The sequence below is a fragment of the Bifidobacterium sp. ESL0690 genome (assembly GCF_029392315.1).
Taxonomy (GTDB): Bacteria; Actinomycetota; Actinomycetes; order Actinomycetales; family Bifidobacteriaceae; genus Bifidobacterium.
The window spans coordinates 2,602,609-2,615,040 of sequence record NZ_CP113939.1 but is presented as its reverse complement, the minus strand read 5'-3'; the positions used below and the strand labels follow the sequence as shown (position 1 = coordinate 2,615,040).

Annotated in this window: 2 protein-coding genes; both read right to left on the bottom strand. The window is 60.8% G+C overall.

The genetic code is table 11. The features are described from left to right. Nucleotides 1-440 precede the first annotated feature (440 nt). Entirely contained in the window at nucleotides 441-5,741 is a 5,301-nt protein-coding gene (locus OZX62_RS09940; protein WP_277176015.1) for a BspA family leucine-rich repeat surface protein, read from the bottom strand. A 971-nt stretch (nucleotides 5,742-6,712) separates the two neighbouring features. Beyond that, nucleotides 6,713-12,133: a BspA family leucine-rich repeat surface protein gene (locus tag OZX62_RS09935; RefSeq protein WP_277176014.1), complete on the bottom strand. Its 5,421-nt coding sequence runs from the start codon at nucleotides 12,131-12,133 to the stop codon at nucleotides 6,713-6,715. Between the last annotated feature and the right edge of the window lie 299 nt (nucleotides 12,134-12,432).

Genomic DNA, 12,432 nt, shown 5'->3' with positions numbered 1-12,432 from the left:
ATTTGACGCTAGTTCGGAACGTAGTGAAACAGCGGTGTCCTTCGGCGTGTCGCGATTTGGGCGTGAAGGACTGGCCCCGTGTGCCTGTGTTAGGGGGTTGGATTGCGCGTGACGGTCCGGTGGTCGGGACGGTTGGTGCCGCTGTCCGTTCGTCCGTTGATGCGGGCTGTGGTGACGGCTGGTGCGGCCGGCCTTTGCGGAGTTGTGGGGTTTGCTGCCTGGCGGTTCCTTTCATGGGGTGGTTGGTGTTGGTTGTGAGGTGTTTGGTGGGCTTCTGCTTTTCTGGCGTCTCCTTTAATGAAGTGGTTGGTTTGGTGTTGTTTGTTGGTGGGTGTGGGTGCCGGCGCGGGGTTGGTTGTTGGTGTGTTGGTCCCGTGCCGGCACCCGGTTTATTGTTCCCGTCCGGCCGGTTGGTTGGGTACGGCCGGACGGGAAGTCTTTTATTGGTGGTGCCAGCGTCGGCGGTTGCGTGCGAGCTGGCTCATGCCGATGAGGAACACTCCCAGGAGGGTCAGGGCGATGATCAATATGGTGCGTTGCCCGCCGGTCAGGGGGAGTGCGTGCACGAGGTTGTCGTCGATGGTGACATCCTGCGTGGCCGTAGCCTTGACGTAGCGGTGGGCGACGCCTCGCCATGCACCGTCGTCGCCGACCGCGCTGGCGGACACCTGGTAGTGGCCTTTGTCGGGGAGGCTGGCATAGGGCAGGGTGAGCGTCCAGCCGTGTTGGGTGGCGCCGTCGTAGTCGCCGGATGTGCTGACAGTCGGTGTTTGCGGGGTGTCCAGGGCGCTGCCGGTCTGCCCGTTCATGGCATGAATGAGGACTTCGACGGGTTCGTCGTTGGTCCATGGGGTCGTGTTGCCCGTTAGCGTGGCGTCCTTGCTGGAGGGGTCACGTTTGCCTTTGGCGTCTATGGTGGGCTTGTTGAGCTTGCGCCATACGGCGTGCAGCGTGGTGTCGGCCTCGGGCGAGCCGGCGGGCGCGCTCAGGGTGACGGTTCTGGATGAGGGGTCGCCCATGCCGGTGTCGGGTGTAGTGGCGCTTGCGCTGGCGGACCAGCCGAGGAAGACGCTGTCGGCGGGTTCCATCGAATCGGTGGGCCGGGCGAGGGTGATGTCGCTTAGCCGGCTGCTGTCGGTGGTGTCGATGAGGCTTTTGCCGGGGTCGGGCGCGGTGGCAGTGGTTCCGCCGGGCATGTTCGTGTCGTAGGTGGTCTTGAGCCAGGGCAACGTGCCTTGCAGATCCTGGGCGCCGCCGTTGGCGCCTTGGCTGGTCTGGTGGGCAGTGAAGTGGTGTTGGCCGTTGGCGCCGTAGCGGCTGGTGTAATCGCTAGCGGGGAAGGTGACGCTCCAGTCCCAGCTGGCCGTAGTCGGTGCGGCCGGCGGGGTGGCGGTGTAGTGGTAGCGGCTATAGATCTTGACCGGTGTGCCCATTTGGCGGATGCTGGTGGTGTTCATCGAGAAGGCGGTGTAGGCCCAGATATCGTAGTAGCCGTCGCCGTTTTTGAAATCGGTGTCCTTGGTCGTGTGGTCGTTGTCTGTGGGTGCGGGCCTAGCGTGGCCGTTCCAGACGACGGTGTCGTTGGCGCCGATTATGAATTTCCCACCAGCGAAGGTGCTGATCTCGCTGCAGTCGGCGGGCACGGCTCCAGCGGTGGGTGCAGGTGTGCCCGCAGGACAGACGCGCACGTGGGCCGTGGTGGCGTTGGGGCCGGTGAATGTGGTGTCGCGGTCGACGTGGCCGGTGATGGCGATGCTGCCCACGTCGTTGGGATCGACTGTGAAGGTGTCCACGCGGGGGTTACCGGTAGTGATGGGTGTGAACGCGCTACCGGGTGCTGGCTCGGGTGCGGGACGGGAGTTGGCGGCTGAGGTTCGGCAGGTGTCGGTTTCACCGTCACCGTCCGTCATGCAGGCGGTGACGGTGTCGCCGCCCACGCCCATGGCTGTGCCCATCAGGGTCACGGTGTTGCCGGTGTGATGGTAGGTGGCGGTGAGAATGCTGGGTTTGGCGACGGTGCTCCAGGTGGCGGTGAGGGTGACGATGGTTTCGCCGGTCCCGCCAGCGGTGCCAGCAGTCTTGGAGATGGCTTGCGCAGGACCGACCTGCCAGGGTCGTCCTCCGGCCTGCCAGCCGGTGAACGCGGCCCCGCCCGGGCCAGTCAGCCCAGTGGGGCTGGCGATGTCAAAGTAGGCCTTGCTGGCGTTGAAGCCACCGCTGTTGTCGATGAGGGCCTGGGCGCCCGCAGGAAGTGTGCCGGTGCCGCCGCCCTTGGCGTACCGAAGGGTGATATAGGGCAGAATGCCGTTTTTGGTGGTTGTGGCGGTGACGGTGTCGGAGGGGTCGTCGGGGTTGGGCGCGGTGACAGTGGCAGTTATCGTGTAGGTGCTGCCGGGCGTGGGGCTGGTCAGGTCAGAGATTGGATGGAAGAGGGCGATGCAGTACCCGGATGGGCTGGCGGTGGATTCCGTGCAGGAGACCAAAGTAGTGCCGGTGGTGGCGGATGTCACGCTTATCGACCAGCCTTCGGGCGTGTTCCGGCCCTTGTAGGGGGTCACGGAAAAGGTTGATGCCGCGCCCGCAGGTGCATGTACGATGGGGTCGTCGAGCGACGGGTTGTCCATGGTGGTCCACTTGGCGGCTAGGGCGAGTGTGTAGTGAACATTGCCATCCAGGCTAGTGGCCTCCGAAATGGGCAGATCCTGCGCCCCGGGCTGGTAAGTGGTGGACGGGCCGGCCCACCCGGCGAACCAAGCGTTCGGGCCACGCAAGTTTCCACGTGTAGGGACGGGGATTGCAGCAGTTTGGTATAGCGTGTCGACCAGCACGTCGTCAGTTGTGGCAGGCTCGTCGCCGGTCACCGATCCAGCCGGGGTCGTGCCCCGGGCGAACGTGGCCCTCATTGAGGCTAGGGTGCCGGTCTTGTCGGTGATCCTTGTCATACGCTGGCCAGTGGTGGGGTTGGTGACCGTCAGTGTCAATGAGACGTGGTACTGGTAGCGATCGGCCGCACCGCGAGTAGTGTCAGTAAGCCTGTCGGCCGCCCAGCCTGTCGCCTTGCAGCTTCTGGTCGATATCGATAAGGTGCATCCGTCAGTTCCGTTGGTCCGGTGGGTGTCAATGTCCATTTTAACCGAGAGCCCGCTGAGCAAAGCTCCGGTGTCTCCGGTGTCCATGGGGTCCGCGTATTCGAAGTCGACGGTCGTCGGTGTCCCCTGTCTCGCGTGTACTGCGTTAGTGTAGTAGGACGGAGTGCCTATTTGCGTCCAGTGTGGCGTCAGTGTGGCCTGTAGTACTCCACGGCTGACTTCGTTGCCTATCGTGTAGTCGGTTCGCCCTGGGGCGATCGTCCGGACGCCTATTATATTGTCGGTGTACGTCCAGTAATTGAGGTATGTGTCCCCGCCCGGTCCGGTGAGTCCTTGTTGGCCTGGTATGTTCACGGATGCCTTGGTGCGCGTGCTGGACCTGTCGACGTACAACGGGGCTTTGATGTCCTGTGGCGGGGTACCGGTGCCCGTCCCCCTTGAGAAGATCAGGTGTTCGTAGGCCAGGTAGCCGCGTTGGGTGGTGCTGGTATCTCTCGTGACCCATTGTCCGGTGTATGGGTCGTGTATGGCGGCCGTGGCCGTGGCCGAGTACTGCACGCCGGGTGTAGGTTCCAGGCTGGAGGCCGAGATGGTAACGTCGCAGTTTCCCGTGGAGGTGGAAAGCGAGCATGAGCCCGATCCCCCGTGCCCGGTCGTGACATCTATCCTTTCGCTGTTGGCGGTTTTCGCACCCTCCTGAATCGTGAACTTGACCGGTCCCGCCGGGCTGTCTTCAGGCTCCAGCGACCAAGAGTTGTTGATGAAGGACAGCGACGCCGCGGGTACCGCCTTCCATTTGGCGGTAATGGTCACCTTGCCTCTTACGTTTTTGGGGTAAAACCAAGAGTTTGTGGCAGCGGCGGGTCTGCATTCGTTGGGGTGGGGTGAGCTCCATCCGTCGAAGATTTTGCCGGCGGGGTTAGTCAGAATGTTTGACGGGATCGTGATGGTCTGGTCGGAGGAGCTGGTGTCGACCCTGTAGGAGTGGACGCTGGTGGTCGCCCCGGGGCCCGGGTCTACGGTGATGGTGAAGTTCGGGACCATGAGCTTGTTATCGATGTAGTAGCCGGCGGGGTTAGCAGAGCTGGCGATGGCGGCTAGAGATTGGTTCCCGCCGATGGTGGAAAGGGGAAGCTCATTGGTGTCGAAGCTGGAGGTTCTGACCCAAATTCCTACATTGATGTCCGTGAAGACGTTCGTGTTCAGGCGTGTGGCCGAGCCTAGCCGCAGCATCCGTAATCCAGACGGTAGGTAATCCAATGCCGTGTTGGGGAGCGTGGCTTTGCTGGTGTCGAAGCCGTTCAAATCCAGCAAGACCACTTTGTAGCAGTACAGGAACATGCTGCTCATGTTGGTGACGTTACTTGTAGCGAAGTGGGATACATCAAGTGTGGTGAGGTTGCTGCAGCCACTGAACATATCGTGCATGTCGGTGACGTTGGTGGTGTTGAAGCTGGACAGGTCCAGTGTGGCGAGCGTACCGCAATTTTCGAACATTCCGTTCATAAGAGTGACGTTGGTGGTGTTGAAGTTGGATATATTCAGTGAGGTGAGGTCATTGCAGCCGTTGAACATGTCGTACATCCCGGTGACGTTAGCAGTGTTGAAGTTGGATATATTCAGTGAGGTGAGGTTACTGCAATACATAAACATGCTACCCATGTAGATGACGTTGGCAGTGTTGAAGTTGGACAGGTTCAGTGAGGTGAGACTATCGCAAGAATCGAACATATGCCACATGCTGGTGACGTTGGTGGTGTTGAAGTTGGACAGGTTCAGTGAGGTGAGGTTGCTGCAGCTACGGAACATCTCGCCCATGTCGGTGACGTTGGTGGTGTTGAAGTTGGACAGGTTCAGTGAGGTGAGGTTGCTGCACCAGTCGAACATGCCACCCATGCTGGTGACGTTGGTGGTGTTGAAGTTGGATACATTGAGTGAGGTGAGTTTGCTGCAGCTACGGAACATCTCGCCCATGTCGGTGACGTTGGTGGTGTTGAAGTTGGATACATTGAGTGAGGTGAGGTTGCTGCATCCGTCGAACATGCCACCCATGTCGGTGACGTTGGTGGTGTTGAAGTTGGATACATTGAGTGAGGTGAGGTTGCTGCATTCGTCGAACATATGCAGCATGCTGATGACGTTTATGGTGTTGAAGCTGGACAGGTCCAGTGAGGTGAGGCCATCGCAAAAATAGAACATTCGACTCAAGTCAGTAACTTTGCTGGTATCCCAACCGTAGATGCCAGAGATGGAAGAAAGGTTGTGATCGCCTTCGAACAGTGCCTCGGCAGCCTTCCCAGCTAGGTGTAGCGTGTTGCCGTTCACCGTAGCGAGGTTGGACATATCCTCGAATATGCCTTTGTAATATGCACTGTCGTTATCGGTGTAAAGCGTGAGATTGCCGTCAATTTGAATACGGGTTATAAGATTTTGCCCGTCGTCATTTGCATATGTGTACCAAGGCTTGTCATCGTAGCCGGTGTAGTAATAGTCGGGGCTGGTGCCGCCGGAGAGATAGAGGGTGCAGGAGCTGTCGACGGACCACGTGACGTCTCTGGTGTCGCGGCCGTATATGCCACTGACGCCGGGGCCGTTGTAGGCAGTGCCCCAAGTATGTGTGCCGCTGGGCGTGCACGTACTCTGCGGGCCCACTTGAGGTTGTTGCGACTTGTTCTGGGTTTGGGGTTTGGTTTGGCTTGCGGGTTGAGTCTTGGGGTGTGTGGCACCGGGGTTTGTTGATAAGGCAGAATGCGCCACAGCTGATTGGGTGGTGTGCTTGGTGGTGGACTTGGCTTGGGGACGGGATACAGCCGAACTGGTGACGGCCTGGCTGGAAGCCGCAACCGAATTTGAATTGTTTGACTGATTTAGTGACGGTTCATTTTGCGGGGGGGGGGTACGATTCCCGTGGCTATGCACAATGTCAGTGCGATGAGACTGTTGATAACACTCATAAGGAACCCACCCTTTTTACTTCAGACTCTTCTAAACTTCAAAACGCGACGTCGTGTAATGCATCACGATTTCTATACAACACCGCAACTATCTATTAAACATTAGGGGCCCTTACGCCCAAACTCAATCCGAGATTGTATGGCAAATCGGGGTTCCTGGCGTCGTTGTCAGAAATTAAGTGGAACGTTTGCCGTCTTACTTTGCCTTACATTTTGTAGGGCGATGGAAGGATTTGACGCTGCTTTAAAACATAGTGAAACCGCCCCATTTATCGGCGTGTCGCGGTTCATACTCGGAGCGTCTCTGTGCGCTGTCCTGATAAAGCTGGTAATCAATGGCCGGATTGTTGATGCAGTTTCGCCTCTGTCCGCTGGGTTGGCTGTGTCTTGATGGTGCTGTCGGTTCGGTGTCGTATCTCACCGGTTTGCGTGCGGGTGTGGTTGTGATGGTTACCGGGCGTAAGAGGCTGAGTTGCAAGGGAGTAGTGCTGTCTGGTGTCTCCTTTCAGCCAAGTGCTGGTTGGCGGCTGGTGTGGTCGGTGCGCATCGTTGCGTTGCTGTTGGTTGTGTGGGTGGATGCCGGCGCGGGGTTGGTTTGGTGTTGTTTGAGTCCGCACCGGCACCCGATTGTTTCCTGCCCGGCCGGGTGGGGCGCAGGGCAGGAAGTCTTTACTGGTGGTGCCAGCGTCTGCGGTTGCGGACGAACTGGCTGCCGGCGATGAGCATGACGCCGACCAGAACGAGGGCGACGATCAGCTGCGTGCGTTGCCCGCCGGTGAGCGGCAGGGAGTGCTGGTAGTGGCCGGCGATGGGCGGATTGGCGCGCAGTTCCCAATCGCTGTAGACGTAGGTGCCGGCGTGGGTGTCGCGCCAGGCGTGGTCGAGGGCCCTGAGCATGGTGCGGGTGCGGAACCTGCCGCCTGCGGGCATCTGGTCTTCGGGGATTATGGCTTGCCATGGGTGCGCGGTGTGCCCGTCGTAGGGCAGCGCGTGGCCTTGCCCGTCCGCGACGCTGATGCGGGTGTTTAAGTAGCCCGGGGTGAACCCGGCCTGTCCGTCGAGAGGGTTGATCTCAACGTACATGTCATCATCCCTGGTCCAGGGGGCGGCGGTGCCGGTGATGATGACCCTGTTGTGGAAGACGTCGCGTTTGAGGCTGGTGACGGTGGGGACGGTGAGCTTGTGCCAGACGGCGTAGAGGACGGTCTGGGTCTCGGTGGCTCCCGTGGTGGCGGGCAGCTGGACGTTGCGGTTGGCGGGGTCGCCCATGCCGGTGTCGGGCTGGATGGCGCTCGCGGTGGCGGACCAGCCGGCGAAGACGAAGTGGCTGGGTTTCATGGTGTTGGTGGCGTTGGGCAGGGCGATCCATGCCTTGTTGCTGGCGGTGTCGACGAAGGAGCTGAGGCTTGCGGGCGCGGTGCCGTTGCCGCCGTGGGCATCGTTGGTGTCGAACGAGGCGTTGAGCCAGGCCAGGGTGCCGTTCACGGACCCGCCGCCGGACTGTGTGGTCGGGGCTTCGATCTGGTTGCGGGTGACGGGGTCGGTGAGCGTGTAGGTGGCAGCCATGGTGTACTGCTGGCCGAAAGTCGGGAAGGAGGCCATGTTGGAGTGCAGCCGGGCGCTGCCGGGCAGTTCGAGCGCCTCGGGGGTGATGGTCTGGCTGCCGCCGCTGGTGCTGGCCTTGGAACGGCACTGCACGCCGCCGTAGTCGTAGGACTGGCTTGCGGGCTTGGCGCAGATCTTGACCGTACCGCCGGCGCTTACGGCTGGCTTGGCCGGGTCGCCGTTGCCGGCTTCGATGGCGGGCATGGCTTGGTCGAGCGTGGCGGAGACGCTTACGCTGACGCCGCCTTGGTCGGTGGTGTTCGGGGTGACACTCACCGCCGGTGTGCCGGGCATGGCCTGGGGGGCCGGGGTCCATTGGGCGGTGATGGTCGCGGTGCCGCCGGCACCCTTGGATGCGGTGATGGTGTGGTTGCTAACCGTTGCTGTACCGCCGGACGCGTTCGCGGTGACGTTGCCGGTGTCGATGGTCCAGCCTTGGAAGAGGTTCTGTGGCTTGTTGCCGGTGATGTGGTGGGCCGCGTTTCCGGTGTCGGTTGTGCCGTCCGGGATGGTGTATTCGCCGTCCTTGAAGGTGGTGTCGATGGCGAGGCCGTCGCGCTTGGGTGTGGAGCCCGCGGCCGCCGCGCCGGGCTGGGTGAACAGGCTCGCATCGCCTGTGCCGCCGTTGAGGTCGTAGGTGAGGTCGGTCCAGGTGGGGGTGACGTCATCGCGAATATACACGCCTTCGGGGTGTGCGGAGGCGGCTCGGGTTTTGAGGGTGTTGAGGGTACCGTCGCCGGATGTTCCGGCCGTGGCTCCCACGGGGCCGAGGTCGCTGGGGTAGTGGTCTTTGGGCCAGTCCCATTCGTTCCAGTGGGCGTCGGGGTGGCTGTCGCCGATTTCGCTGAACGCGCTGCTGTCGAACTTGGTTTGTGGTCCGAGGCGGAGGCGTTGCAGGTTGCCGGGCAGCAGTTCGCCGTCTCCCCATGTTTTTGTGGTGTTCCAGCTGGAGAGGTCCAAGTCGGCTAACTGGTCGTCGCCGCGGAACGCGGCCATTGCGTCTTCAAGTTTGCCGGTGTCCCAATTGGAAGGGTCCACGCTTGTCAGGTGTGTGCAATAATAGAACATCTCGTACATCGTGGTCACGTTGCTGGTACGCCATTTGTTGATGCCTTTTATTTGTTCGAGCCCAGAATCGAAGCTGAATATCTTGTCCATGTTGACGGCTGTGTGAACGTCCCAGTTGGACACATCGATGGAGGGGAGGCGGTTGTCCTGTGTGAAGAGTCCGTTGCCCGCAGAACGGTCGAGGACGAATTTGTGGCCGTTGGTCTCGAAGCTTGTCAGATAGTATGCGTTGTTGAATGGACCGGAGATCGGAGAAGTGTAATACGGCCTTGGCGTGCTGCTGGTGAGGGTGAGGTCGCCCTCGATGCTGATCTTGGTGAAGTTGGTCTTCTGTCCGTTCCAGGGGATGTCGGCAGCAGAAGAGAAGTCGGGGCTGGTGCCTCCGGTGAGGCGCAGGGTCGTGCCGTTGTCGACGATGGCGTAGCAGGGGCTGCCGGTGACCTGGCCGTCGATGCCGGGTATGGCGGGTTGGGTGGCTGCGGTACCCCATTGGCTCCAGCCCGGTGAGTCCGCGCAGTGGCCTGGCTGCGGGGGCTGGCCGGTGTAGGTCCAGCGGGCGTAGAGGGTGTACAGGGTCTGGCCGGGTTCGCTTCCAGGGTTGCCCGAAGCGGTGGGTATGGGTATGTCGGTGTCGACTTGGTAGGTGTCGCCGGTGCCGTCGGGGTTGGTGGTCCACTTTTCAAAGTCCATGCCAGCAGGTTTTGCGCCCACGCCGGTGGGCAGTGTGACATAGGCCTTCCGCTCGGTGAGGTCGGTGAGTCCCTTGGCGTGGGTGTCGCCGCCGGGCGTCTGCTGGCTGCCGGGTTTGAGGGTGACGTCCATGTAGGGCAGGATCCCGGTATACTCGCTGCTCCAGTCGCTGGTCACGCTGTTGCCGGAGGCATCGGTATAGGTGGCTCGGGCCTGGGCCGTCCATGTGGCGCCGGGCCTGAAAGATGAACCGTAATAGTAGGACTGGCCGGTTGTGGACGTGTTGTATGCGGCCTGGTAGTAGTGGTTGTCCGTGTTGGGCTTGACCTGTATTTGCCAGCCGGTGACCCCGGCTTGCAGGCCGGTGGCGGTCAGGTAGACGTAGCCGTCCGCGTGGCTGTAGCGGGCGGTGACGCCGGTGGGTGCGGGGACGGTGTGCCATCGGGCGGTGAGTGTGAGTGTGGTGTGCCCGTTTGCGTCGGTCGTCGCGCCGCTGGCGTTGGTTGGGATGGCGGCGGAGCCGGCCTGCCAGGTGAGGGTGCCGTCCGGGTTCTTCCAGCCTTCGAACCATGAGCCGGTGGGCGCGGTCATGTCGCTTTGGGCTGGGACGGCGATCGTGGCTTTGCCGGCGGCGGTATCGACGAGGGCGTCTTCATCGGTGGGTGCGGTGCCGGTGCCGGTGCCTTTGTCATAGGTGACGGTCATCCAGGGCAAGGTGCCTTTCAGGTCGGCGGTGGTGCTGTCTACGCCTTTGCTGGTGAGTTTGGTGGTGAAGTGGTGCTGGTGTCCGTAGCCGTATCTGGTGGTGTAGTCGGTGGATGGGAAGGTGACGGTCCAGTTCCAAGCGCTGTTGTTGGCGGGTGCGGCGGATGAGGACTGGCAGGCGGTATCGCCGGTGCCTTCGGTCATGCAGGCGGTGATCTTGTCGCCGGAGACCACGTTGCTGGTGCCGGAAAGGGTGACGGTGCCGGTGATGTGGTAGGCGGCCGTCAGGCTGGTCGGCGCTTGGACGGTGTGGGTGCGTGCGGTGGCGGTGTAGGTGGCGGTGACGTGCTGGGTGAAGTTGAAGGTGCCGTAGGGGTCGTAGTTGGCGTAGTTGATGGTCCATCCGTCGAAGGCGGTGTGGGCGGGGCATGATGGCGTGCCGGCGAGGATCAGACTGCTGTAGTTGGCGCTGTCGGCGGTCTGGTTGCCGGGCATGGTGCAGCCGGAGCCGTTGTCCTGATAGTGGATGGTGACGGTGTCGGAGCGGGTGTGCCAGCGCGGTGTGACGGTGTATGTGGCGTTGGTGCCCTTGGCGAAGGATACGCTCTGGCCGGCGTTGTAGCTGGAATAGTTGAGGTACCAGCCGTCGAAAATCTGCCAGTAGAGGTGACTTGGTTCGCCCGCGAGGGTGGTGCTTCCCGCCCCGTAGGTCGTGTCCACTGTTGCGTTGCCTGGCGTGGATGCGCCCGGCATGCCTGACATGTCGTATCTGAGGGTGACGCTGCTTGGGGCGAATGGAGGGTAGTAGTCGGTGATTGCCGCGACGGGGGTAGTGAGGTTCTGGTAGAAGCGGTCGCGTCTGAACAGCCAGATGTTGTAGGAGCCGGGTCCCTCCTTGAAGTCGTTTGGGGTGATGGAGTGCGAATGGTCGATGGAGGTGTTGGCGGCCGATCCGGCGGCGCTGTAGAAGATGCCCCAACGGCCGGGGCCGAATGTGAACGTGCCTGTTTCGCCGCTGGCGTGGCCGTTGGTGTAGAGTTCGACGTCGCTGCATTCTGAGGGGATGGTTGTTCCGGAGATGTGCGGGGTGCCGGTGCTGGTGGGGCAGAGACGTGCCATGATCCACGTGCTGTCGTAGCCGAAGGGCTTGTCGGTGTCGTCGGCGGTGCCGGTGATGTTGATGTTGCCGGCGCTGTCTGTGGTGAATTGCACGTTTCTGATGTGGCCTGAGGGGTCGCTGTTTGTGTAGTATTGCGGGCCGACCGTGGGCTCGTCCTGAGGGGCCACGGCGGGTGTTTCGCGTGTCAGGGGAGGGGCGGCTTGAGCGCTGACCGGGCTCTGGATTGCCGGCAGAGCGGCTTTGGCGAGCAATGTACGGGTGGGGGTTGATAGCAAGGGGTGCTTGGATTGCGTGGATCGTGCGGATTGCCGAGGTTGCCTGTATTTTGGTGATTTCTTGGCTTTTAGAGACCGTGTGGACTGCGTAGTTTGTGGAGCATCAGTTGTGATGCCGCCAACCGTCCTAAGCATGCGATGTGTGCCATGGCGTTTGTTGGCTGTTTTATGGCCCCTATGGTTTCGATGGCCGGGTGACTTTATCTTTCGAATGAAGTCGCTCAGCGTTTCTGGCATGGCTGCGGGTGTGCCAGCGGCGTTGGTATGGGTGAGGCCTGACTTGGCCACGCTGGAATTGGTATGGGTGAGGCCTGACTCAGCGGCGCTGGTGTTGGTGCGGGTGCCAAGCTTGGGTGCACTAATCGTGCTGGCATGGGTGAGGCTGGTGTTGGCAGCCTTGGCGGCGTTTACTTTTGCCGTTGCGATTTGCGATGGCTTGGTTGGTATGGCTTGTGTTGGCGAGGTCTTTCCCGGCAGGTTTGCTGAACGGATTGTCTGGGTAGGGAGGCTGCTTGCGGTTGCGGTGTCGGTTGGGGCAGCCGATTTTTCGCGTGCTGTGCCTGCAGGGGCAATGAACGATAAAGTAATACATAATGTAAATGAGACAAGAACATTAATGACACTCATTCCCCAACGGACCTTTTATAGACTATTTCCCCCAAAACCCATGGCATGCTGTGACATGGGGCCACCAGTCAAATGACGAAGTAATTATACAATATATTACATTTTGTGCAAATTACTTGTTGCGCGTTTCTGGCAGGTTTAATGCGACTGGTTGATTGTGGTTTCGGGTTATTGGCCAGAATTGACACGCTTTTTGGCCAATAACCCGTGATTTGTTGGGTGTGCCGGTTCGTTTGCGAAACTCGGAAATATGTTGGCAGTGTTGCCGATTTTATAGCGTTTTATAGCACTGTGTCCTG

What these genes read in the sequence shown, in the direction of transcription:
- OZX62_RS09935 (WP_277176014.1), bottom strand. Translation starts at nt 12,133, where the DNA reads ATGAGTGTCATTAATGTTCTTGTCTCATTTACATTATGTATTACTTTA.